Below are 23464 nucleotides of genomic sequence, written 5' to 3' on the forward strand. Positions count from 1 at the left end.
GGTTCAGCCGCCGCAGGTCTCGCGCACGATCAGCTCGGTGGGCACCCGCTCCGACCGGCCGGCGCCGACGTCGGCGCCGCCGTGGTCCAGCAGTTTGGACACCATCAGCCGTCCGGCCTTCATCGTGTCCTGGGCGATGGTGGACAGGGCCGGGCGCGAGTAGCGGCTGAACGGCACATTGTCGAAACCGATGACCGAGACCTGGCCCGGCACGTCGATACCGGCGTGCAACAGGGCGCGCACGGCGCCCAGGGCGATCTGGTCGGAGGCGGCCACCACCCCGTCGAAGGCGACGCCGCGTCGGATCAGGGCGTCCACCGTGGCCTCGGCCGACTCGACCTCGAAATGAGCCGATACGATCAGGTCCGGCTCGACCGCCAGTCCGGCCTGGGCCAGGGCGTCCAGATAGCCGCGATGCCGCTGCATCGACTCGGGCGGATCCAGGTCGCCCAGGAAGACGATGCGCTTTCGCCCCAGCCGCGCCAGATGCAGGGTCGCGCGCCGTCCGCCCGAGATATTGTCCGAGCCGATGGAGCAATAGTCCTGATCGGGCAGTTCGGCGCCCCAGACGACGAAGCGATGGTCGGCGTCCACCAGCCGGTTGAAGGCCGAATGCAGGCTGGACTGACCCAGGAAGATCACCCCGTCCGCGCGGCTGGTGTTCAGGGCGCCCGACAGCTCGTCATAGTTGGCGGGCGAGATATGGCTCATCAGCAGGTCGCAACCCCGCTCGCGCGCCGCCTCGCCCACCCCGGCCAGCAGTTCCAGGAAGAAGGGATCGCTGAGGCGCCCTTCCCGACCCTGCGGACGCGGCACGACCAGGGCGATGGTGCCCTGGGCGCCGATGGGGCCGGCGGGCATGTGGCGGCGGAACGGATAGTCGTGCTCCTTGGCCAGCTTCCAGATCGTCTGTTTGGTGCGGTCGTTGACGGCGGGGCTGTCATTGAGCGCGCGCGAGGCGGTGGCGATGGACACGCCGGCCAAGCGAGCGATGTCTTCCAGACGGGTAGTCTTGCGGCTCAAGGTCGCGGGTCCTCACAGCAGCATGGCGACGCTGCAAATTTTTCTGCAAATATTTCAGCCACCGTTCGCGGCGGTTGGCAAGAGGCGGCGTAACGGAGTTCCCATGATGCAACGCAGATCCTTCCTGGCCCTTGGCGGCGCTTCGATCCTGGCTTTCGGAGCGACCGGCGTGCGCGCCCAGACCACGCCGACCCATGCCCGCGCCAGCTCGCCGGGCGGCATGCTGACGGTCGAGGCCTTCACCGACAACGACGGCCGGCCGATGTATTCGGTGCTGCGCCAGGGCCGGGTCGTGGTGGCCCCGTCCAAGCTGGGCTTCCTGCTGACCGACGCCCCCGCCATCGAGCGCGGCTTGGCCATCACCGCCGGTCAGCCGGTCACCGTGGAAGAGACCTGGCAGCAGCCGTGGGGCGAGCGGCGCCTGATCCGCAACCACTACAACGAATGGCGCGTGTCCTATGCCGAGCGTTCGGGTCTGCAACGCCGCGTGGACGTGGTGTTCCGCCTGTACGACGACGGCCTGGGCTTCCGCTACGAGTTCCCGGACCAGGCCGCGCTGAAAACCGTCCGCATCGGGTCGGAAATCACCGAGTTCAACCTGGCCGAAAACGGCGAGGCCCTGTGGTGCCCGGCTTGGGAATGGAACCGCGAGGAATACCTCTACAGCCGCACGCCGATCGACGCGGTGGGCAGCGCCCAGACCCCGATGACGGTCAAGGGCCAGTCGGGCCTGCACGTCTCGATCCACGAGGCCGCCTGCATCGACTACGCCGGCATGAACCTGCGCCGCTCCGAAGGCACCAACTTCCGCGCCCAGCTGACGCCTGGCCTGACCAACGCCGCCGTGGTGCGCCAGGCGCCGTTCAACACCCCGTGGCGCACGCTGCAGATTTCGGACAGCGCGGCGGGTCTGATCGATTCCAGCCTGATCCTGAACCTCAACGAGCCCAACAAGCTGGGCGACGTCAGCTGGTTCAAGCCGATGAAATACGTCGGCGTCTGGTGGGAAATGCACTTGGAGCTGAAGAGCTGGAACGCTGGCCCCAAGCATGGCGCGACCACCGAAAACACGATCAAACACATCGACTTCGCGGCCAAGCACGGCTTTGGCGGCGTCCTGGTCGAGGGCTGGAACAAGGGCTGGGACGGCCAGTGGTTCGCCAATGGTTCGGACTTCAGCTTCACCGAGGCCTATCCCGATTTCGACATCGAGGCGGTCTGCGCCCACGCCCGGTCCAAGGGCGTGCAGTTGATCGGCCACCACGAAACCGGCGGCAACGCCTTCCACTATGAACAGCAGCTGGAACCGGCGATGGCCCTGTATGAACGCCTCGGCGTCCATTCGGTGAAGACCGGCTATGTCGCGGATGCGCAGGGCGCGCGCGTCGCCGGGCCGGACGGCCAGATGGTCATGGCTTGGCACGAAAGCCAGGCGATGGCCCAACACCATATGAAGGTCGTCGAGGCCGGCGCCCGTCACAAGGTGGCGATCAACGCCCACGAGCCGTTCAAGGACACCGGCCTGCGCCGGACCTATCCGAACATCATCAGCCGCGAGGGCCAGCGCGGTATGGAATATTCGGCCTGGGGCAATCCGTCGAACCCGCCCGAGCACGTGCCGAACCTGGTCTTCACCCGCCTTCTGGCCGGGCCGATGGACTATACGCCCGGCATCTTCGGCATGGAAACGCGCAGCCCGCAGGGCATCCAGACCACCTGGGCCAAGCAGCTGGCCTATTACGTCGTCATCTACAGCCCGATCCAGATGGCCGCCGACCTGCTGGTCAATTACGAGAACAATCCCGGCCCGTTCCAATTCATCAAGGACGTGCCTGTCGACTGGGACGAGAGCCGCACCCTGGCCGCCGAAATGGGCGACTATGTCGTCACCGCCCGCAAGGAACGCGGCACGGACATCTGGGCTCTGGGGGCCGTCACCGACGAACATCCGCGCGTCCTGTCCGCGCCGCTGGACTTCCTGGACGCCGGCCGTCGCTATCGCGCGGAGATCTACCGCGACGGCCCCGACGCCGACTATAAGGGCAAGCGCGAGGACATCGTCATCGAACAGCGCGAGGTGACCTCGGCCGACGTCCTGACCCTGGCCCTGGCCCCCGGCGGCGGCCAGGCGATCCGCTTCGTGCCGCTGGGCCGGAGCCGTCGGTGATTAGCGGCCATCAGACCCCAAAGCCGTCATCCTCGGGCTTGTCCCGAGGATCCAGACTCCCGGTGTCCGCCGGTGCGTCACGTCCTCGACGGAGTCTCTGGATCCTAGGCGCAAGGCCTAGGATGACGGCAATGAGGAGAGGCAAGGCATGAGCCTGCTCGCCCACCGCCCGCGCCTGTCCGGCCTGGCGATCTGGAACATGTGCGTCGGCTTCTTCGGCATCCAGATCGGCTTCGGCCTGCAGAACGCCAACACCAGCCGGATCTTCCAGACCCTGGGCGCCGAGGTGGATTCGCTGGCCATCCTGTGGATCGCCGCCCCGCTGACCGGCCTGCTGGTCCAGCCGATCATCGGCCATTTCAGCGACAAGACCTGGACCCGGTTCGGGCGTCGGCGCCCCTATTTCCTGGTCGGGGCCATACTGACCACCCTGGCCCTGATCGCCATGCCCAACAGCCCCAGCCTGTGGTTCGCCGCGGCCATGCTGTGGATCATGGACGCCTCGATCAATATCACCATGGAGCCGTTCCGCGCCTTCGTCGGCGACAATCTGCCGGAGGAGCAGCGCACCGCCGGCTATGCGATGCAGAGCTTCTTCATCGGCGCGGGTGCGGTGTTCGCCTCGACCCTGCCGTGGCTTCTGTCCAACGTCTTCAACATCGCCTCGACGGCCGAAGCTGGCGTCGTTCCCCTGTCGGTCAAGATCGCCTTCTACGTCGGCGCGGCGGGCCTGTTCGCAGCCGTGCTGTGGACCGTGCTGAGCACAAAGGAATACAGCCCCGAACAGATCGCCGCCTTCGAACGCGCCAAGCAGGAGGCTCTGGGCGCATCCGTCGATGACGGCCCCGAGGCGCCGGCCCGCAGCGTTCAAGGCTGGATGACGTCGGGCCTGGTCTGCGCGGTGCTGGGCGGGCTGGGCTTCGTGCTGATTTCAGTGCTGGATCTGGAAAAGGAGCTGCTGGTCCTGGCCGGCTTCTTCGCCGGTTTCGGCCTGCTGCAGATCGCGGTCGGCGTGATGCAACGCCGCCGCATCGTCAACGCCGCAACCGAGATCCTGAACGACATCTTCCGCATGCCGCAGACGATGCGCGGCCTGGCGGTCGTCCAGTTCTTCAGCTGGTTCGCCCTGTTCGCCATGTGGATCTACACCACCGCCGCCGTGACCCGCGTCCATTACGGCACGACCGACACGACCTCGGCCGCCTATGCGACCGGCGCCGACTGGGTCGGGGTTCTGTTCGGCGTCTATAACGGCGTGGCGGCCCTGGCGGCCTTCACCCTGCCGGTTCTGGCCAAGCGCATCGGCCGCAAGACGACCCACGCCCTGATGCTGTTTCTGGGCGCGGCGGGCCTGTTCGGGGTCTTCTTAATCCGCGATCCAGCCCTGCTGTGGCTGCCGATGATCGGCGTCGGCTTCGCCTGGGCCTCGATCGTCTCCATGCCCTACGCCATCCTGTCGGCGGCGGTGCCGGACCGGAAGATGGGCGTCTATATGGGCGTCTTCAACATCTTCATCGTCGTGCCGCAGTTGCTGGCCGCCACCGTCCTGGGCCTGATCCTGAAGACCCTGTTCGACGGCCAGGCGATCTGGGCCCTGGTGCTGGGCGCCGTCTCCTTCGTGCTGGCTGCGGTCAGCGCGCTGTTCGTCCGCGAGTCCCGCTCGCTTCCCCCCACGCGCAATCCGTGAGGACCTCCATGCGTATGTCAAAGACCCTCTGCCTCGCCGGCGTCGCCGGCCTGGCCCTCGCCTCGGCCGCTTCCGCGCAGTCCGTAGCCCCTGGCGCACCCGGCGCGCCGCCCGTCTGGTCCAGCGCCGCCAAGACCGGCGCCGGCGCATCCTATGAAGCCTATGTGGACGGCCAGTACCGCGACGGCGGCCCGACCGGGGCGGTGTCCAAGGTCTGGTTCTCCATCGCCGACGGCGTCCTGACCGAGACCATGTACGGCCTGATCCACGAGGCCCAGATCAAGCAGCTGCGCTTTGCCGTCGTCACACCGGAAGGCCTGGCGCTGGAGGGTGAGGACACGACGGCCAAGACCGAATATCTGCACGTGGACGCGCAGGGGCGTCCCCTGTCGCCCGCCTACAAGGTCACGACCCGCGACAAGGCCGGCCGGTTCGAGATCGAGAAGCGCATCTTCACCGACCCCGACCGCAACGCCCTGGTGCTACGGGTCGTCATCACGGCCCTGAGCGGCGAGGCCACGCCCTATCTGCTGCTGGAGCCGCACATCGCCAACACCGGCGTCGAGGATCGCGGGACGGTGACGCCTCAGGGGTTCCACGCCTTGGAAGGCGACACCCACCTGGTGCTGAAGCCCAGCGAGGCCTTCGTCGCCGCCAGCGTCGGCTTCGTCGGCGCCTCCGACGGCCTGACCGATCTGAAGGACGGCAAGCTGGACTGGACCTACGCCTCGACCGGCGAGACGGCCGGCAACACGATGATGACCGGCGTCCTGCCGACCCTCCGTATGGGCCAGAGCGTCAGCCGCGACTTCGTCATCGGCTTCGGCGACAGCGAGGCTGAGGCCCGGGCAGCGGCGGACGGCACCTTTGCAACGGGGCTGGACGAAGTGTTGGCCCGGTTCAACGGCGAGGGCGAGCGTGCGGGTTGGGAAGACTATGTGGCCTCCCTGACCGAACTGCCGCGCATTGCGCAACAGGCGACCGACGGGGGCAAGCTGGCCTATGCCTCGGCCCTGATGCTGAAGGTGCAGGAGGACCGCACCCACGCCGGCGCCCTGATCGCGTCGCTGTCGAACCCCTGGGGCGACACGGTGGACGCGTCCAAGTCCTCCACCGGTTACAAGGCCGTCTGGCCGCGCGACTTCTATCAGGTGGCCATGGCCCTGGCGGCGCTGGGCGACAAGGAGACGCCGCTGGCGGCCTTCAACTATCTGCCCCAGGTCCAGGTTGGACCGAACACGCCGGGCAATACCGGCGTCGGCGGCTGGTTCCTGCAAAAGACCCACGTTGACGGCGAGCTGGAATGGGTGGCGGTCCAGTTGGACCAGACGGCCATGCCGATCATGCTGGGCTATCGTCTGTGGAAGATGGGCTGGCTGTCCGACGCCCAGATGGCCGAACACTATCAGTCCATGCTGAAGCCGGCCGCCGACTTCCTGGTGGACGGCGGTAAGATCGGCCTGTTGTGGAACGACTCCGAGATCAAGCCGCCCTTCACCCAGCAGGAACGCTGGGAAGAGCAGCAGGGCTATTCGCCGTCCAGCACCGCCGCCCTGGTCGCCGGCCTGACGGTCGCGGCCGAAATGGCTCGCGCCTCGGGCGATGCGACGGGCGCCACGCGGTATCAGATCGCCGCCGACAGCTATGCGTCCAAGATCGAAGACCGGATGTTCACCACCAACGGCGACTTCGGCGACGGCCGCTATTACATTCGCATCACCCAGAACGAGAACCCGAACGACAAGGCCCCGATCGGCGCCGCCAACGGCCAGATCGCTCCGGCCGAGGACCGGGTCGTGGATGGCGGCTTCCTGGAACTGGTCCGCTACGGCGTGCGCAAGGCCGACGATCCGCACATCCTGTCCACCCTGCCCGTCTATGACGACCAGTCGCTGGAGCCGCTGTACCGCGTTCGCTACGACTTCGGCCCCGAGGGCGACAAGACGCCGGGCTGGCGGCGTTACGGCGTCGATGGCTATGGCGAGGATCATCTGACCGGCGCCAACTACGGCGTCGGCGGAGAAATGAGCCCTGGCCAGCGCGGTCGGGTCTGGCCCTTCTTCACGGGCGAGCGCGGTCACTATGAGCTGGCCCGCGTCAGCGTGAACGGCGCCCCCTCGGCCGCTGACATCGCCGCCATCCGCCAGACCTATGTGCGCGGTATGGAGCGGTTCGCCAATGACGGGCTGATGCTGGCCGAACAGGTCTGGGACGGCGTGGGCGATCCTACGACCAAGGCCTACGCCCTGGGTCAGAACACGGATTCGGCCACCCCCCTGGCCTGGACCCACGCGGAATATCTGAAGCTGCTGCGGTCGCTGGCCGACGGCAAGGTGTGGGACAGCTACGACCCGGTCCACGATCGCTACGCCCGCTGAATCAAAAAGCCCCGGAGAGCGCTCTCCGGGGCCTTTCCATTTCAGTTGTGCGCTAGATCAGAAGGCGAGCTTGATGGCGCCCACGATCCGGTCTTCGGCGCCGGGCACGCCATCGACGTCGGTGTCGTAGTAGCGGACGTCCAGACCCACCTTGTCGGTTAGGGCGTAGCCCACGCCGGCGTTCCAGGTGGTGTAGTCGTCGGTGACGTTCAGCCATTGCTTGCCGACGGCTCCCGAGATCGTCCACTTGTCGGCCGGGCTGAAGGCGGCGTTGACCTCGGCATAGGTCGCCTCGTCGTCGATGCCGAAGAAGTCGGGCGAGTAATAGACGGCGGCGCCGAAGGTGGCGGGGCCGACCGCGCGCGACGCTGCAGCCTTGAACTCGGCATAGTTATAGTCGGCGCCGTCCGGCTCGCCGACGTAGAGGTAGCCGATCACGCCGAAATCGAGCGCGAAGCCGCCGGCCTCGGTGCGATAGCCGCCGTACAGATCGACTTCCGCGTCGGTGTCGTCGCCGAAATCGACGTTCGAGGCCCAGGCGCCGCCGTAGAAGCTGCCCGACGTCAGGTCGACGCCGCCCTGGATCGCGGGATCCTCGCCGGTCTGGCTGAAGCCGCGGAAGACGTAGTCGCTGACGACGCCGACGTTCCAGGCGACATCGACGGTGCTCTGGGCCGAGGCCGGCGCGGCGAGGCCGATCAGACCCATGGCGAGCGTTGCGGCGGCGGCCGCGCGGATGGTGGTCTTCTTCATAATCTATCCCCTTGTTGTGCTTGTTCTGTTCGAGGTCGGAAAAGTCGGGCGCGGGGTTCGGGAGCCGCGCCCGATCTCAGCTCAGTGTTCCAGCGCTTCGCCGTGGAGCGAGGTGTCCAGACCGGCGGCTTCTTCCGCCTCGCTCACGCGCAGGCCCGTGGTGAACTTGCAGATGAACAGGATGATCAGGGTGCCGACGGCGCTGTAGACGATGGTCCACAGCAGGCCCAGCGCCTGGGCGCCGACGTTGGCGCCTTCCGACAGGCTGTTGATCGCGGTCGTGGCGAACACGCCGGTCAGCAGGGCGCCGATCAGGCCGCCTGCGCCGTGGATGCCGAAGGCGTCCAGGCTGTCGTCGTAGCGGAGCAGCTTCTTGATCCACACCGACGAGGCGTAGCAGACCGGACCGGCGATCAGGCCGATGATGACAGCGCCCTTGGGATCGACGAAGCCGGCCGCCGGCGTGATGGCGACCAGACCCGCGACGACGCCCGACAGCATGCCAACCAGCGAGACCTTCTTCTTCTCGATATATTCGACGATCTTCCAGGTCAGCGCGCCGGCAGCGGCGGCCAGGATGGTGTTCAGCAGCGCCACGCCCATCAGGTCGTTGGCGGCGCCCGCCGAACCGGCGTTGAAACCGATCCAGCCCACCAGCAGCAGGCTGGCGCCGATCATGGTCAGGACGGGATTGTGCGCCAGGATCGGCTCGATGCCATAGCCTTTGCGACGACCCAGGAAGATGGCGCAGACCAGACCCGCGACGCCCGAGTTGACGTGAACGACGGCGCCGCCGGCGAAGTCCAGCACGCCGGCGCTACCCAGGAAACCGCCGCCCCAGACCCAGTGGCAGATGGGCGCATAGACCAGCAACGACCACAGGGCGGTGAACAGCAGCAGCGCCGAATATTTCATCCGCTCGGCGAAGGCGCCGGTCACCAGCGCAGGCGTGATGATGGCGAAGGTCATCTGGAAGGAGATGAACAGGAACTCGGGAATGCCCGGCAGCAGAGCGTTGGCGGTTTGCAGCGACACGCCGTTCAGGAACAGCATATCCAGGCTGCCGATATAGGGCTGAAGCCCGGCATTGCCGTTGGCGCCGAAGGCCAGGCTGTAGCCGGCGATGAACCACACCAGCGACACCACGGCGAACACGCCGACGGACTGGGTGATGGTGGCGATGACGTTCTTCTTGCGCACCATGCCGCCGTAGAACAGCGCCAGACCGGGGAGGGTCATCAGCAGAACCAGGGCGGTGGACGTGCCCAGCCACGACGTGCCTGCGCTGTCCAGCTCAAGCGCAGCCTGATGGCCCAGCAGGGCCGGCGCGGCGTCCTGCGCATTGGCCGCTCCGGCGGCCATGAGGCAGAGTGTTGGAAGAAGGAGCCCTGCGGCCCCCACAAGTCGGTTCGTTGTCCGCGACATGAGCTAGTACCCCCTATGCAATCTCGCAGTTGCGAAGGTTTTACTGCAATCGCGAAACACGCAAGGGGATTCACCGCCGTCGGTGCAACTTTCTTGCAACGGTTACACATTAAAAAGCATGAGGCGCATGAACCATGCAGCTCATGCACCTCTTAGATCAGTTTCGTGTCTTCACAGCCAAGGTTGAGAGGCAGGAAATTCGCCGGTCGTTTAGGGCCGTTTCCGCCCGACGCGCTTCAGGCCCAGTGCATCTGCACCCGGTGCGCCGCCGCCCAGTGGATGGCGCGAATGGCGTCGATCACCGCCTCTGTCGCGGCCCGGGTGCCCAGCGCCCCGCCTAGATCCGCCGTCATGGCGCCGGCGGCGAGGACAGCCGCAACAGCGGCCTCGATGGAATCGGCCTCATCCTCCAGTTTCAGGCTGTGACGCAGCAGCAGCGCCGCCGACAATATGGTTCCGACCGGGTTGGCCAGGTCCTGACCGGCGATGTCCGGCGCAGAGCCGTGGATCGGCTCGAACAGTCCCGGACCGCCCGCGCCCAGCGACGCCGACGGCAGCAGGCCGATAGAACCGCCCAGCACCGAGATTTCGTCCGACAGGATGTCGCCGAACATATTCTCGGTCAGGATGACGTCGTATTCGCGCGGCTTGCGGATCAGGTGCATGGCCATGGAATCGACCAGGGCGTGCTCCAGCTCGATCTCGGGGAATTCCTCGGCGTGGATGCGGGTCACGACCTCGCGCCACAGGCGGCTGGTTTCCATGACATTGGCCTTGTCGACCGAGGTCACCTTGCCGCGACGCTGTCGCGCGGTCTGGAAGGCGGCGCGGGTGACGCGCTCGATCTCGGGCACCGTATATTCGCACAGGTCGGTGGCGCGGTCGGCGGTGCGGGTCTTCTCGCCGAAATAGACCCCGCCGGTCAGTTCGCGGAAGACGATCAGATCGACGCCCTCGACGATCTCCTTCTTCAGCGGCGACCGATGCGCCAGCACCGGCGAAACCTGTAGCGGACGCAGATTGGCGAACAGGCCCATGGCCTTGCGGATCGCCAGCAGGCCTTCTTCCGGCCGACGCTTGCCGCCGTCCCATTTCGGTCCGCCGACGGCGCCCAGCAACACCGCGTCGGACGCGACGCAGGCGGCGCGCGTGGCCTCGGGCAAAGGCTCGCCCGTCTCGTCGATGGCCGCGCCGCCGATCAGGTGTTCGGAGAACTGGAAATCATGGCCGTAGAAGTCGCCGATGACGGCAAGCACATCGCGTGCGGCCCGCGTCACTTCCGGTCCGACGCCGTCGCCGGGCAGCAGGACGATGTTATAGGTCTTGGGGGCGGCGTTGGTCATCACAAAGTCTCTCTCGATCGCTCGTAGGCTTCGATCTCAGGCATGTTTGCTTGCAGCCAGCCCAGGGTGTCCACCCCGTCCAGCAGGCATTGGCGGGCGAAGGATTCGACCCCGAACGACACGGGTTCGGCATTGCCGCGCTGGATCTGATTGGCCTGGAGGTCGATCGTGACCGGCTGATCTGGCTGCGACGCCAGATCGTCCCACACGGCCTGACTGACGACGACCGGCAGCAGGCCGTTTTTCAGGGCATTCGATGTAAAAATGTCAGCGATCTCGGTCGAGATCACGGCTTTGAACCCATAATCCAGCAAGGCCCAGGGCGCATGTTCGCGCGACGAACCGCAGGCGAAATTCTTGCCCGCCAGCAGGATGCGGTGCTCGGCCGGGTCGATCCGGTTCAGAATCGCCTCGGGTTTTTCCGATCCGTCCGTCTCATAACGCCAGTCATAGAAGGCCGCCTTGCCCAAGCCCTCGCGCGAGGTGGTGGTCAGGAAGCGCGCCGGAATGATCTGGTCGGTGTCGATATTGGCTTGGCTGAGCGTGACCGTTTTCGATGTCAGGATTTGGAAGGGCTCAGACATTTTGCGCTCCTACCGTCTCGCGCACGGCGCTTGACTGCTTGAGGGCGGCCGCCTCGTTCAGATAGACGCGCGGATCGGTCAGCACCCCGGCCACCGCCGTAGCCGCCGCCGTCGCGGGACTGGCCAGAATGGTGCGGGCGTCCTTGCCCTGGCGGCCTTCGAAATTGCGGTTCGAGGTCGAGACGGCCAGTTGGCCCGGCGCGACGAAATCGCCGTTCATGGCGATACACATCGAACATCCGGGAATCCGCCATTCGGCTCCGGCGGCGATGAAGACCTCGTGCAGGCCTTCCGCCTCGGCGTCGCGCCGCACGGCTTCCGAACCGGGAACGACCAGCATGCGCAGACCGGGCTTGACCTTGCGGCCGCGCAGCACCTCGGCGGCGGCGCGCAGGTCGGGCAGGCGGCCGTTGGTGCACGAGCCGATGAAGACCACGTCCACCGGCTGGCTGGTCGTCGCCTCCCCGGCGGTGAAGCCCATATAGGCGATGGCCTTGCGGTCGCTGTCCGACTGCGGCTGCGGCACCGGCGAACCGATCGGGGCGCCGGCGTCCGGCGTCGTGCCCCAGGTCGCCATCGGCTGGATAGCAGCGCCGTCGATCATCACCTCGTTGTCGAACACCGCCCCCGGATCGCTGGACAGTTTCAGCCATTCGGCCGTCGCCGCCTCATAGTCGGCGGGGACATGCTTTCTGCCGCGCAGCCAGTCGATGGTCGTCTGGTCCGGAGCGATCATGCCCGCGCGGGCGCCCGCCTCGATGGACATGTTGCACAGGGTCATCCGCCCTTCCATGTCCAGCGACCGCACCGCCTCGCCGGCGTATTCAATGACATAGCCGGTGCCGCCGCCGAAGCCGATGGCGGCGATGACGGCCAGGGCGACATCCTTGCCCGAGACGCCGGGCTGCAGCTGTCCGTCCACCGTCACCCGCATGGCCTTGGCCTTGCGCTGCAACAGGCACTGGGTCGCCAGCACATGGCCGACCTCCGAGGTGCCGATGCCGAAGGCCAAAGCCCCGAACGCGCCATGGGTGGCGGTGTGGCTGTCGCCGCAGACCACCGTCATGCCCGGTTGGGTCAAGCCCAGTTCCGGCCCCATGACATGAACCACGCCGCGGTCGTCGGAGTCCCAGCCCGCCAGCGGCACGTGGTGGGCGGCGCAGTTCTTCTCCAGCCGATGCACCTGGGCCTCGGCCTGGGGCGTGACATAGGGCTTCAGCCCGTTCAGCCCTTCCGGCAGGGTCGGGGTCGAATGGTCCAGGGTCGCATAGGTCCGGTCGGGACAGCGCACCTTCAGCCCCCGCGCCTCGATCTCGCTGAAGGCCTGCGGGCTGGTGACTTCGTGGACCAGATGCAGGTCGATATACAGCACGCCCGGCGTATCGGCCGTTTCCGACCGCACGACGTGGGCGTCCCAGACCTTGTCGAACAGGGTCCGGGGGTTCGGCCCGATCTCACGCATACTGGGCCACCGTCTCCGCCACGCCGTCGACCCGGTCGATGATGGCGATCAGTTCGGCGTCGTTGATCTCGCCGATCTGGTCGGCCCGCTGCTTGAAGCCGACGACCACGGCCGCCAGGCGTTCGCCCTCGATGGGCCGGCCGATGGTCTCTGCGCGCTTGGCGATGGCGTGACGGCCCGAGTGTTTGCCCAGCACGAACCAACTGCCCTCGAAGCCCACGTCCTGGGGCCGCATGATCTCATAGGTGCGACTGTCGGCCAGCATGCCGTGCTGGTGAATGCCCGCCTCGTGGGCGAAGGCGTTGATGCCCACCACCGACTTGTTGCGGGCGATCACCGTCTCGGTGATCTCGCACAGGATCTTGGAGGCGCGCACCAGGTGGCGGCTGTCGGCTCCGGTCGTGACGCCGTAACGATCCTCGCGGACCTTCAGAGCCATGATGACCTCTTCGATCGAGGCGTTGCCGGCCCGTTCGCCGATGCCGTTGATCGCCCCCTCGACCTGACGGGCCCCGCCCTCGATGGCGGCCAGGGAGTTGGCGACCGCCATGCCCAGGTCGTCGTGGCAGTGGGCCGAGAAGATCACGTGCGGATGGCGCTTGTGAATGCGCGCCGCCAGGGCGCGGAAGGTCTTGCGCACCTCTTCCGGGGTGGCGTAACCGACGGTGTCGGGAACGTTCAGGGTCCGGGCGCCGGCGTCGGCGGCGGCCTCCATCACATCGGCCAGGAACTCCGGCTCGGTGCGGAAGGCGTCCTCAGCCGAGAACTCGACGTCGTCGAACAGGCTGGCGGCGTATTCCACCGAGCGCACGGCCGTCGACAGCACTTCGTTGGTCGACATCTTCAGCTTGGCGGTGCGGTGGATCGGGCTGGTGCCGATGAAGACATGGCAGCGGCGATGCGACTTAGGCGCCGGCGCCAGCGCGCGGAAGCTGGCGTCGATGTCTTTCTCGTTCGAGCGCGACAGGGAGCAGAAGATCGGCCCCTCGATCTCGCCCGCCACGCGGCGGATGCAGTCCTCGTCGCCCGGCGAGGCGGCGGCGAAGCCGGCCTCGATAACATCGACGCCCAGGTCCTTCAGGACCTGGGCCATCTTCACCTTGGCCTGGGCGCTCATCGAGAAGCCCGGAGCCTGTTCTCCGTCCCGCATCGTCGTGTCGAACACGATGACGCGGTTGGGATCGGCGGCGATCTGCGCCGTTCGGGATACGCCGGATACTCGTACTTTTTCGGCGGTCATTACGCGGCCTCGGATTGAATAATGTCGTTGCCGATGCGGCGCACGCCGAACAGCCGGTCAATCTGACGGCCCAGATTGTCCATGCAGCGCCCGGCGTCGCGGCCGCGCACGGTCAGGGCGATGTGGCGAAACGCCCCTTCGTCGGCCATATTGATGCCGTCGATATGGAAGCCCCGGCGCTCCACCAGGCCGATGAGACGCTGAAGCGAACCGTCCGCACGGTCGATCTGGATGTGGATCGTGTCGCTCATCTCAGGAGCCCTCCATCATTTCGGCGTTGCTCTTGCCCGGCGGAACCAGCGGCCAGACATTGTCTCGGGAATCGATGACCACATGGGCCAGGCAGGGGCCGTCGGCGGCCAGCAGGCGCTGGATGCCGTCGGACACCTGATCGCGGCGATCGATACGGAAGGCCTCGATGCCAAAGGCCTCGGCCACCTTCACGAAGTCCGGATTGTCGGACAGGTCGATCTCGGAATAGTTCTCGGCGAAGAACAGCTCCTGCCACTGGCGCACCAGGCCCAGGCTGGAGTTGTCGATCAGCACGATCTTCAGCGGGATGCCGTAACGCTTCAGCGTCGCCAGCTCCTGGATGTTCATCATGAAGCCGCCGTCCCCGGCGATGGTGACGACGGTCGCCGACGGATCGGCCAGCTTGGCGCCGATGCCGGCGGGCAGGCCGAAGCCCATGGCCCCCAGGCCGCCCGAGGTGATGTGGGCTTCGGGCCGGGAGAAGCGGCAGTGCATAGCCGCCCACATCTGGTGCTGGCCGACGTCGCAGGCGGCGACGAAATCATCGCCCGCCGCTTCGGAAACTTCCTTCAGCAGGGCCGGGGCATAGACCCCCTCGCCCGGCGCGTCATAGCGATAGGCATGGGTCGCGGCGGCCTGGGCGCACTCGACAACCCACGGCTGGATGTCCAGAGCCGGGCCGCCGGCCATCCGCGCCGTCAGGGCCTCGACCCCGTCCTTCAGCTCGCCGACGACGGCGACATTGGCCGCCCGCAGCTTGCCGACTTCCGAGGCGTCGATGTCGAAATGGACGATCCGGGCGTTTGGCGCGAACTCGGCCAGCTTGCCCGTGGCGCGGTCGTCGAACCGGGCGCCGACGACGATCAGCAGATCGCTGTCCTGCACCGCATGATTGGCGGCGCGCGTCCCGTGCATGCCCAGCATGCCCAGCATGCCCGGCGCGTCGGTCGGGATGGTGCCCAGGGCGTTCAGGGTCGAGACCTGGGGGATGCCGGTGGCGGCGACGAAGGCGCGCAGGGCCTCGGTCGCGCGGCCGATCTTCACCCCGCCGCCGATATAGATCAGCGGCTTCTTGGCGGCGCGGATCGCGGCCTCGGCGGCGGCGATGGCGTCGTGATCGATGCGCGGCGTCTCGTTGGGAATATGGAAGCCGTAATCTTCGCTGGTCGTGGCGAACTGCACGTCCTTGGGCAGATCGACCAGGACCGGACCGGGCCGACCCGAGGCGGCGATATGGAAGGCCTCCTCGATCGCGGCCGGAACATCGGCGGCGGACCGGACCAGGATCGAATGTTTCACGATCGGCAGGGTGACGCCCAGGATGTCGATCTCCTGGAAGGCGTCGGTCCCCATCAAGCCCTGGGCCACATTGCCGGTGATGCAGACGATGGGCACGGAATCCATCAGCGCATTGGCGATGCCGGTGATCAGATTGGTGGCGCCGGGGCCGGATGTGGCGATGCAGACCCCGACCTTGCCGCTCTTGCGCGCATAGGCGTCGGCGGCGAAGGCCGCGCCCTGTTCGTGGCGGACCAGGATGTGCTTCAGCTTGGACCCGGCCAGGGCGTCATAGACCGGCATGATGGCGCCGCCCGGATAACCGAACACCACCTCCACGCCCAGCCGCTCCAGGGTGGAGACCAGCAGGCGCGCCCCCGATTGCGGGGCGGCCTCGGCTGAGGATTTGAAGGCGGCGGCGGTCATCAGGGTCATCCGGTCTTTCGCTTGCGGCTCAGGCCGCTTCGGACTTGGGCGTGTTCAGCCAGGCCATCCGCTCGCGCAGACGGGCGCCGACCTGTTCGATCTGGCTTTCGCGGTCCGTCTTCAGCCAGGCTTCGTACTGCGGCTTGCCGGCCTCGTTCTCGGCGATCCAGTTGCGAGCGAAGGTGCCGTCCTGGATCTCGTCCAGAATGGTCTTCATGCGGGCCTTGGTCTCTTCGTTGACCACGCGCGGGCCGCTGGCGACGGCGCCGTACTTGGCCGTCTCAGAGATGAAGTGGTGCATCTTCGAGATGCCGCCTTCGTAGAACAGGTCCACGATCAGCTTCAGCTCGTGCAGGCATTCGAAATAGGCGATCTCGGGCTGGTAACCGGCCTCGACCAGGGTGTTGAAGCCCTGCATGACCAGTTCCTTGGCGCCCCCGCACAGGACGGCCTGTTCGCCGAACAGATCGGTCTCGGTCTCTTCGCGGAAGGTGGTTTCCAGCAGGCCGCCAGTCGCGCCGCCGTTGCCTTTGGCGTACCCCATGGCCCGGTCGCGCGCCTTGCCGGTGACGTCCTTCTCAATGGCGAACAGGCTGGGCACGCCGCGACCACGCTGGAACTCGCGACGGACCAGATCGCCCGGTCCCTTGGGCGCGACCAGGATCACGTCCATGTCGGCGCGCGGGGTGATGCGTTCGTAGATGATCGAGAAGCCGTGGGCGAACAGCAGGGCCGAGCCCTCCTTGGCGTTCGGCTCGATGATGTCGCGATAGACCTCGCCCTGGACCATGTCGGGGGTCAGGATGGCGATGATGTCCGCGCCCTTAACGGCCTCGGCCGGCTCGGCGGTCGCGACCCCGTCTTCGGTGGCGTGTTTCCAGCCGGTGCCGCCATGACGCACGCCGGCGACCACGTCATGGCCGCTGTCCTTCAGGTTCTGGGCGTGGGCGCGACCCTGCGAGCCATAGCCGATGATGGCGATGCGCTGACCGGCGATAGCGCCGGGGCGGATGTCTTCGTTGGTGTAGATGGTGATGGCCATGGGTCAGGCGTCCTGATCAGCAGTTGTCTTGTGAGACGCCGGGACTTGGGCCGGCGGCGGGTTGGGGATGGTGACGGCGCCCTGGGCCGCAGAGGAGACCGAGGCGCGGTATTTGGCGAAGACACCTCGCGCCGGGCGGACTACGTGGGGCGTAAAGCCCGCCCGGCGCGTCGCCAGATCGACATTGACGTCGATGCGGCGGTTGGTGACGTCGATGGTGATGCGGTCACCATCGCGAATGAGAGCGATCGGCCCGCCGACGGCGGCCTCGGGCGAAACGTGTCCAGCGACGAAGCCGTAGCTGGCGCCCGAAAAACGGCCGTCGGTCAGTAGGGCGACATTGTCGATCTTGCGGCCCTTCAGGGCGGCGGTGACCTGCAGCATCTCTCGCATGCCGGGCCCGCCCTTGGGCCCTTCGTAGCGGATGATGATGACGTCGCCTTCGCCGACCGAACCGTCCTGAACGGCGTGGAAAGCGTCTTCCTCTGAGTCGAAGACGCAGGCCGGGCCTTCGAACTTATCGACCTTGTGGCCCGTCAGTTTGATGACCGCGCCTTCCGGGGCGACGTCGCCATAGATGACGGCATAGCTGCCGCGCGCCATGACGGGCGCGTCAAAGCTGGTCACCACCACCTGGCCGGGGGTCTCCTCGGCGTCGCCGGCCTCGGCGAACAGGCTGCGGCCGCTGACGGTCGGGGTGTTCACGATCTTGCCGGCCTCGGCCATCCGCTGCGTGACCAGGCGGGTGCCGCCGGCGGCGAACAGGTGCGAGGCCAGGAAGCGGCCGCCCGGCTTCAGGTCGCAGATGACCGGCGCCTCGACGCAGGCCTGGTGGCAGTCCTCGACGCCGAAATCGACGCCGGCCTCGGCCGCGATGGCCGTCAAGTGCATGACCGCATTGGTCGATCCGCCCGAGGCCGAGACCGCGACTGCGGCGTTCTTCAGGCTGGCGCGGGTGATGTATTTGCGGGCCGTGTCGCCGGAAAAGACACGCTCGACGATGATCCGGCCGCAGCGTTCGCCTTCGGCCGCCTTGCTGGGATCGACGGCGGGCACATCGTTGGCGCCCATGGGCGAGATGCCCATGACCGACAGGGCCATGGCCATGGTGTTGGCGGTGAACTGACCGCCGCAGGCGCCGGCGCCGGGGCAGACGGCTTGCTCGACCGCCTTCAGACCGGCGTCGTCCAAGGCGCCCGCCGAATGGGCGCCGATAGCCTCAAAGACTTCCTGGACCGAGACCTCCTTGGTCCCGATCACGCCGGGCATGATGGTGCCGCCGTAATAGACCAGGCCCGGGATATCCATCCGCGCCAGGGCCATGGCCGCCGCCGGGATCGTCTTGTCGCAGCCGACGATGCAGACCACGCCGTCCAGCTGGTGGCCCTCGATGGCCAGTTCGATCGAGTCGGCGACGACCTCACGGCTGATCAGCGAGGCCTTCATCCCGGCCGTGCCCATCGAGATGCCGTCGGTGACGACGATGGTGTTGAAATCGACCGGATAGCCGCCCGCCGCGACGATGCCGGCGCGCACGTCCTTGGCCAGACGATCCAGGTGCATGTTGCACGGGGTGACCGTCGACCAGGTGTTGACGATGCCGATCATCGGCTTGTCGAAGTCGGCGTCCTGCATGCCGGCGGCGCGCAGATACGAGCGGGCCGCGGCCCGGCTCGGGCCAGCCGTCACCGCCGCGCTGCGGGCGTTGGGCTTTCTGGGCTGAGAGGTAGAATCTTGCGTCATCGGTCCGGTTCTTTTTGAACCGCCGCGCACTAAAAACCCCGCTTCCTTTCGGAGGCGGGGTGGTGCGAGGCGATCCTGAGTGCGTTTAGGTCAGGTCGCGTGCATCCACGCCGCTTGCGTAAGCAGGCCGAGAAGTACGAGGAGAATGAGGAATACGGGGCCTTCCAGGCCGACAGGCGCACGAACGGCGGCAACCGCCTGAGCGGTGCGTCCCTTCATCGTGTCGCGCGTCATCGTGGCCACGGGTGGCTCCTGTTCTGACGCCAAGAAACCATAGCCGCCGGACAGTTACAATCCCTGTCGCAAAAATTTTGCGCATTAGATCGAAAATGGCCGCCTGAAGGGTGTTTCTTACCCAAAGCCGACAGGGCCGCCTCTGGAAGCGTAACCGTCCATCACATCATGTTACGCGCGCGGGGTTGAAACCCGTCCGCGACCGCTCCATTGAGACGCGCACCTATATAACGCTCGTCATACCGATCACAGGAGCTTCCCCATGACCGTTCGCGTCGCCATCAATGGTTTCGGCCGCATTGGCCGCCTTGTCCTGCGCTCGATCATCGAACACGGCCGCACGGACATCGAAGTCGTGGCGATCAACGATCTGGGTCCGGTCGAGACCAACGCCCACCTGTTCCGCTACGATTCGGTTCACGGCCGCTTCCCCGGCACGGTGACTTCGGGCGAAGACTGGATCGACGTTGGGACGGGCAAGATCAAGGTCACGGCCGAGCGTGATCCGGCCAACCTGCCGCACGCCGAACTGAAGGTGGACATCGCCTTCGAATGCACCGGCATCTTCACGTCCAAGGACAAGGCCAGCGCCCACCTGAAGGCCGGCGCCAAGCGCGTCCTGGTCTCGGCCCCGGCCGACGGCGCCGACAAGACCATCGTCTACAAGGTCAACCACGAGACCCTGACCGCCGACGACATCGTCGTGTCGAACGGCTCGTGCACCACCAACGCCCTGGCCCCGGTCGCCAAGGTGCTGAACGACCTGTTCGGCATCGAGCGCGGCTATATGACCACCATCCACTCCTACACCGGCGACCAGCCGACGCTGGATACGATGCACAAGGATCTGTACCGCGGCCGCGCCGCCGCCCTGTCGATGATCCCGACCTCGACCGGCGCCGCCAAGGCCCTGGGCCTGGTCCTGCCGGAACTGAAGGGCAAGCTGGACGGCTCTTCGATCCGCGTCCCGACCCCGAACGTCTCGGTCGTCGATCTGAAGGTCGTCGCCGGTCGCGAGGTCACGGTCGAAGAGATCAACGCCGCGCTTCAGGCCGCCGCAGACGGCCCGATGCAGGGCGCCCTGTTCACGACGACCGATCCACTGGTCTCGCACGACCTGAACCACATCCCCGCCTCCTCCACCGCCGCCCTGCCCCAGACCCAGGTCGTCGACGGCAAGCTGGCCCGCGTGCTCAGCTGGTACGACAACGAATGGGGCTTCGCGACCCGCATGGCCGACACGGCCCTGGTGATGGCGAAGTTCCTCTAAGCCGCAGACGTCTCCTCCCCACAGCGTGGGGAGGGGGACCACGAAGTGGTGGAGGGGCTCTTTCCGCCGCACCGAACCTGGGGCCAGAGCCCCTCCGTCACGGCGCAAGCGCGCTGCGCCCCCCCCCTCGCTTCGCGACGGGGAGGAGACAGGGAAACGATCATGACCTTCCGCACCCTCGACAACGCACACGACCTCGGCGGCAAGACGGCCCTGGTCCGCGTGGACTTCAACGTCCCGATGGAGGACGGCAAGGTCACGGACGACACCCGGCTGCGCGTCGCCCTGCCGACAATCCAGCGCCTGCGCGACGCCGGCGCCAAGGTCGCGCTGCTGGCCCACTTCGATCGCCCCAAGGGTCAGCGCGTCCCGTCGATGAGCCTGAAGCCGGTCGTTCAACCGCTGGAGCAGTTGCTCGGCGCCCCCGTCCGTTTCGCCGACGACTGCATCGGCCCGGACGCCGTGGACGCCATCCGCGATCTGGACGCCGGCGGCGTGGTCCTGTTGGAGAACGTCCGCTTCCATGCGGCGGAAGAGGCCAATGATCCGGTCTTCGCCCAGAAGCTGGCGGACCTGGGCGACCTTTATGTCAACGACGCCTTCTCGGCAGCCCACCGCGCCCACGCCTCGACCGAAGGGATTGCGCACCACATCCCCGCCTATGCCGGCGAGTCCATGCGCCGCGAACTCGATGCGCTCGACGCCGCCCTCGGCAATCCTCAGAAGCCGGTTCTGGGCATCGTCGGCGGCGCAAAGGTCTCGACCAAGCTGGACCTGCTGAAGAACCTGGTCGGCAAGCTGGATCGGCTCGCCATCGGCGGTGGCATGGCCAACACCTTCCTGTTCGCCCAGGGAATCGACATCGGCGGTTCGCTGGCCGAACGCGAAATGGCCGACACGGCCCGCGAGATCATGGCCGAGGCCGAGGCGCAGGGCTGCACACTGCTGCTGCCCGTCGATTTCGTGGTCGCGACCGAGGTCAAGCCCGGCGCCGCCTCCCGCCCCGTCATCGCCGGCGCCGCGCTTTCGGCCGACGACAAGATCCTGGACGCCGGCCCGGCCACCGTCGCACGCCTGCTGGAAGCCCTGACGCTTTCGAAAACCCTGATCTGGAACGGACCGCTGGGCGTGTTCGAGGTGCCGCCCTTCGACGCCGCCACCGTGACAGTCGCCCGTCATGCGGCCGCACTTGCTAAGGCCGGTGTGCTGGTCGCCGTCGGCGGCGGCGGCGATACGGTCTCGGCCCTGAACCACGCGGGCGTGTCGGACGACATGACCTTCGTCTCCACCGCCGGCGGCGCCTTCCTGGAATGGATGGAGGGCAAGCCCCTGCCCGGCGTAGAGGCCCTGCGCGTCTGATCGGCGGCGATGCAGGCGGATCACGCCTGCGTCCCGGCCTTCCGAATTCACGCTGAAACGGCTGTAACGCGGCGTGACTTCGCCACGCCTCGCGGCTAGTCTCTCGCCCAATCAAAAAAGACTATTCGGCTCAGGAGACTATCCCATGGCGCGCATCACGCTGCGACAGTTGCTCGACCACGCGGCAGAGAACGATTACGGCCTGCCCGCCTACAACATCAACAATATGGAACAGGGTCTGGCGATCATGGAAGCGGCCCACGAGGTCAACGCCCCCGTGATCATTCAAGCGAGCCGAGGCGCCCGCAACTACGCCAACGATATCGTCCTGGCCAAGCTGATCGACGCCCTGGCCGAGCTCTATCCGCACATCCCGGTCTGCATGCACCAGGACCACGGCAACGGCCCGGCGACCTGCGCCACCGCCATCCAGTACGGCTTCACCTCGGTGATGATGGACGGTTCGCTGGAAGAGGACGCCAAGACCCCCGCCTCCTACGAGTACAACGTCGATGTCACCCGCCGCGTCACCGAAATGGCCCACGCCTGCGGCGTCTCGGTCGAGGGTGAACTGGGCGTGCTCGGTTCGCTGGAGACCGGCATGGGCGAGGCCGAGGACGGCCACGGCTTCGAAGGCAAGCTGGATCATTCGCAACTGCTGACCGACCCGGATCAGGCCGTCGATTTCGTCGCCGCCACCAAGGTCGATGCGCTCGCCATCGCCATGGGCACCAGCCACGGCGCCTACAAGTTCTCGCGCCAGCCGGACGGCGAAGTCCTGGCCATGAACGTGATCGAGGAAATTCACCGCCGCCTGCCCAACACCCACCTGGTGATGCACGGCAGTTCTTCCGTTCCCCAGGACCTGCAGGACATCATCAACCAGTACGGCGGTGAAATGCCCCAGACATGGGGCGTGCCGGTCGAGGAAATCCAGCGCGGCATCAAACACGGCGTGCGCAAGGTCAACATCGACACCGACAACCGCATGGCCATCACCGGTGCCATTCGTAAAGCGTTGATGGAAAAGCCGGGCGAGTTTGACCCGCGCTCCTATCTGAAGCCCGCCAAGGAGGCGATGAAGAAGCTCTGCATGGAGCGCTACGTCCAGTTCGGCTGCGAAGGCCAGGCCTCGACGATCCGCCCGCTGTCCACCGCACAGATGGCCAAACGCTACGCCTCGGGCGACCTGGATCCGTCCTTCCGCGGCGCCTCCGTAAAGGCCGCCTAAGCACTTCTAGACCGGGTAGCGGCCGCTCAGTTCGCGCCGCACCCGGCGAACGTACCATTCGGCCCGGTCCAGCGCGTCGCGTGCGTCTCTGGCGTTGCGGCGCGCATCGCGGATCTCGCCCCGGACCTCTTGGATACGGTCGCCAATCCTATCCCGCTCCTCATGCGTGAGGCCCTCGCCCCGCAGTTCCTTCTGCTTGGCCTCCAGCTTGTCCTCGCGGTTCTCGATCCGGGCCTCGGCGCTGCTCAGCGCGCCTTGCGCCGCCTCAAACGCGTCCTCGACCTCATGGAGCCTCAACCCGTCCCGATAAGCGGGAAGGAACGCCTGCTCCTCCTCCGGCCGACAGACCCCATAATAGGTATTGCCCGCCCGCCCCTCGGCCCATCCCCGCTCGAACGTGCAATAGGACCGCAATCCGTCCTCGCGCGCCGAGCCATAGGCGGCCGGATTGGGCGCGGCCTGATATTTGGCGCAGGCCTTGGCGTGGTCGTCGAGCCGCGTCATCGGATAGCCCGACGCGCCGTCGGCATAGCCCTTCCTCCCCAGGCGCCGGCCAGGCACTGGTCC

General features: G+C 66.8%; 19 protein-coding genes. 6 read left to right on the forward strand and 13 right to left on the reverse strand.

What is annotated here, in order from left to right:
* Positions 1 to 3: 3 nt before the first annotated feature.
* Positions 4 to 1023, reverse strand: coding sequence for a LacI family DNA-binding transcriptional regulator (locus EGY25_RS02210; RefSeq protein WP_135193437.1), 1020 nt, complete (start codon positions 1021 to 1023; stop codon positions 4 to 6).
* A 106-nt stretch (positions 1024 to 1129) separates the two neighbouring features.
* Between EGY25_RS02210 and EGY25_RS02215 the strand changes: the two genes are divergently transcribed.
* The 3 genes from EGY25_RS02215 (at position 1130) to EGY25_RS02225 (ending at position 7255) form a co-directional block, all read left to right on the forward strand.
* Positions 1130 to 3190, forward strand: coding sequence for a glycoside hydrolase family 97 protein (locus EGY25_RS02215; RefSeq protein ID WP_245159304.1), 2061 nt, complete (start codon positions 1130 to 1132; stop codon positions 3188 to 3190).
* Between the two features lie 148 nt (positions 3191 to 3338).
* Complete coding sequence (locus tag EGY25_RS02220; protein WP_135193439.1) at positions 3339 to 4877, forward strand: MFS transporter; 1539 nt, start codon at positions 3339 to 3341, stop codon at positions 4875 to 4877.
* Positions 4878 to 4885: 8 nt separating this feature from the next.
* Positions 4886 to 7255 (forward strand): glucan 1,4-alpha-glucosidase, encoded by a 2370-nt coding sequence (locus EGY25_RS02225; protein WP_135193440.1) that lies wholly within the window; start codon positions 4886 to 4888, stop codon positions 7253 to 7255.
* Between the two features lie 57 nt (positions 7256 to 7312).
* Here the strand turns inward: EGY25_RS02225 and EGY25_RS02230 are convergent, their stop codons facing one another.
* The 11 genes from EGY25_RS02230 to EGY25_RS16410 form a co-directional block, all read right to left on the reverse strand.
* Positions 7313 to 8008, reverse strand: coding sequence for a TorF family putative porin (locus EGY25_RS02230; protein WP_135193441.1), 696 nt, complete (start codon positions 8006 to 8008; stop codon positions 7313 to 7315).
* An 81-nt stretch (positions 8009 to 8089) separates the two neighbouring features.
* On the reverse strand, positions 8090 to 9433 hold the full coding sequence (locus tag EGY25_RS02235; RefSeq protein ID WP_135193442.1) for an ammonium transporter: 1344 nt from the start codon (positions 9431 to 9433) through the stop codon (positions 8090 to 8092).
* A gap of 236 nt (positions 9434 to 9669) precedes the next feature.
* Complete coding sequence (gene leuB, locus EGY25_RS02240; protein WP_135193443.1) at positions 9670 to 10776, reverse strand: 3-isopropylmalate dehydrogenase; 1107 nt, start codon at positions 10774 to 10776, stop codon at positions 9670 to 9672.
* On the reverse strand, positions 10776 to 11360 hold the full coding sequence (gene leuD, locus EGY25_RS02245) for a 3-isopropylmalate dehydratase small subunit (RefSeq protein WP_135193444.1): 585 nt from the start codon (positions 11358 to 11360) through the stop codon (positions 10776 to 10778). The genes leuB and leuD overlap by 1 nt, the downstream gene beginning before the upstream one ends.
* Positions 11353 to 12822: a 3-isopropylmalate dehydratase large subunit gene (gene leuC, locus EGY25_RS02250; protein WP_135193445.1), complete on the reverse strand. Its 1470-nt coding sequence runs from the start codon at positions 12820 to 12822 to the stop codon at positions 11353 to 11355. Before leuC ends, leuD begins: the two co-directional genes overlap by 8 nt.
* Positions 12815 to 14062, reverse strand: coding sequence for a 2-isopropylmalate synthase (locus EGY25_RS02255; protein ID WP_135193446.1), 1248 nt, complete (start codon positions 14060 to 14062; stop codon positions 12815 to 12817). The genes leuC and EGY25_RS02255 overlap by 8 nt, the downstream gene beginning before the upstream one ends.
* Complete coding sequence (locus EGY25_RS02260; protein WP_135193447.1) at positions 14062 to 14313, reverse strand: ACT domain-containing protein; 252 nt, start codon at positions 14311 to 14313, stop codon at positions 14062 to 14064. The genes EGY25_RS02255 and EGY25_RS02260 overlap by 1 nt, the downstream gene beginning before the upstream one ends.
* 1 nt (position 14314) lies before the next feature.
* Positions 14315 to 16027, reverse strand: coding sequence for an acetolactate synthase 2 catalytic subunit (ilvG, locus tag EGY25_RS02265; RefSeq protein ID WP_135193448.1), 1713 nt, complete (start codon positions 16025 to 16027; stop codon positions 14315 to 14317).
* Between the two features lie 19 nt (positions 16028 to 16046).
* The gene (gene ilvC, locus EGY25_RS02270; RefSeq protein ID WP_135193449.1) at positions 16047 to 17060 is read right to left on the reverse strand and encodes a ketol-acid reductoisomerase; all 1014 of its coding nucleotides are present in this window, start codon (positions 17058 to 17060) and stop codon (positions 16047 to 16049) included.
* Positions 17061 to 17063: 3 nt separating this feature from the next.
* Positions 17064 to 18803 (reverse strand): dihydroxy-acid dehydratase, encoded by a 1740-nt coding sequence (locus EGY25_RS02275; RefSeq protein ID WP_135193450.1) that lies wholly within the window; start codon positions 18801 to 18803, stop codon positions 17064 to 17066.
* 90 nt (positions 18804 to 18893) lie between these two features.
* On the reverse strand, positions 18894 to 19046 hold the full coding sequence (locus tag EGY25_RS16410; RefSeq protein WP_167762458.1) for a hypothetical protein: 153 nt from the start codon (positions 19044 to 19046) through the stop codon (positions 18894 to 18896).
* A gap of 253 nt (positions 19047 to 19299) precedes the next feature.
* Between EGY25_RS16410 and gap the strand changes: the two genes are divergently transcribed.
* The 3 genes from gap to fba all read left to right on the forward strand — a co-directional run bounded on the left by gap (position 19300) and on the right by fba (position 22897).
* On the forward strand, positions 19300 to 20307 hold the full coding sequence (gene gap / locus EGY25_RS02280; RefSeq protein WP_135193451.1) for a type I glyceraldehyde-3-phosphate dehydrogenase: 1008 nt from the start codon (positions 19300 to 19302) through the stop codon (positions 20305 to 20307).
* Between the two features lie 162 nt (positions 20308 to 20469).
* Positions 20470 to 21666: a phosphoglycerate kinase gene (locus tag EGY25_RS02285; protein ID WP_135193452.1), complete on the forward strand. Its 1197-nt coding sequence runs from the start codon at positions 20470 to 20472 to the stop codon at positions 21664 to 21666.
* Positions 21667 to 21811: 145 nt separating this feature from the next.
* Positions 21812 to 22897 (forward strand): class II fructose-bisphosphate aldolase, encoded by a 1086-nt coding sequence (gene fba / locus EGY25_RS02290; RefSeq protein WP_135193453.1) that lies wholly within the window; start codon positions 21812 to 21814, stop codon positions 22895 to 22897.
* Positions 22898 to 22903: 6 nt separating this feature from the next.
* On the opposite strand, the gene EGY25_RS02295 is transcribed toward fba, so the two are convergent.
* On the reverse strand, positions 22904 to 23458 hold the full coding sequence (locus EGY25_RS02295) for a DUF2799 domain-containing protein (RefSeq protein ID WP_209307947.1): 555 nt from the start codon (positions 23456 to 23458) through the stop codon (positions 22904 to 22906).
* Between the last annotated feature and the right edge of the window lie 6 nt (positions 23459 to 23464).

Source organism: Brevundimonas intermedia, from assembly GCF_004614235.1.
GTDB lineage: Bacteria > Pseudomonadota > Alphaproteobacteria > Caulobacterales > Caulobacteraceae > Brevundimonas > Brevundimonas intermedia_A.

Coding starts and splice junctions, on each gene's coding strand:
- EGY25_RS02215 (WP_245159304.1), top strand. CDS start 1,130: ATGCAACGCAGATCCTTCCTGGCCCTTGGCGGCGCTTCGATCCTGGCT.
- EGY25_RS02220 (WP_135193439.1), top strand. CDS start 3,339: ATGAGCCTGCTCGCCCACCGCCCGCGCCTGTCCGGCCTGGCGATCTGG.
- EGY25_RS02225 (WP_135193440.1), top strand. CDS start 4,886: ATGCGTATGTCAAAGACCCTCTGCCTCGCCGGCGTCGCCGGCCTGGCC.
- EGY25_RS02230 (WP_135193441.1), bottom strand. CDS start 8,008: ATGAAGAAGACCACCATCCGCGCGGCCGCCGCCGCAACGCTCGCCATG.
- EGY25_RS02235 (WP_135193442.1), bottom strand. CDS start 9,433: ATGTCGCGGACAACGAACCGACTTGTGGGGGCCGCAGGGCTCCTTCTT.
- leuB (WP_135193443.1), bottom strand. CDS start 10,776: ATGACCAACGCCGCCCCCAAGACCTATAACATCGTCCTGCTGCCCGGC.
- leuD (WP_135193444.1), bottom strand. CDS start 11,360: ATGTCTGAGCCCTTCCAAATCCTGACATCGAAAACGGTCACGCTCAGC.
- leuC (WP_135193445.1), bottom strand. CDS start 12,822: ATGCGTGAGATCGGGCCGAACCCCCGGACCCTGTTCGACAAGGTCTGG.
- EGY25_RS02255 (WP_135193446.1), bottom strand. CDS start 14,062: ATGACCGCCGAAAAAGTACGAGTATCCGGCGTATCCCGAACGGCGCAG.
- EGY25_RS02260 (WP_135193447.1), bottom strand. CDS start 14,313: ATGAGCGACACGATCCACATCCAGATCGACCGTGCGGACGGTTCGCTT.
- ilvG (WP_135193448.1), bottom strand. CDS start 16,027: ATGACCCTGATGACCGCCGCCGCCTTCAAATCCTCAGCCGAGGCCGCC.
- ilvC (WP_135193449.1), bottom strand. CDS start 17,060: ATGGCCATCACCATCTACACCAACGAAGACATCCGCCCCGGCGCTATC.
- EGY25_RS02275 (WP_135193450.1), bottom strand. CDS start 18,803: ATGACGCAAGATTCTACCTCTCAGCCCAGAAAGCCCAACGCCCGCAGC.
- gap (WP_135193451.1), top strand. CDS start 19,300: ATGACCGTTCGCGTCGCCATCAATGGTTTCGGCCGCATTGGCCGCCTT.
- EGY25_RS02285 (WP_135193452.1), top strand. CDS start 20,470: ATGACCTTCCGCACCCTCGACAACGCACACGACCTCGGCGGCAAGACG.
- fba (WP_135193453.1), top strand. CDS start 21,812: ATGGCGCGCATCACGCTGCGACAGTTGCTCGACCACGCGGCAGAGAAC.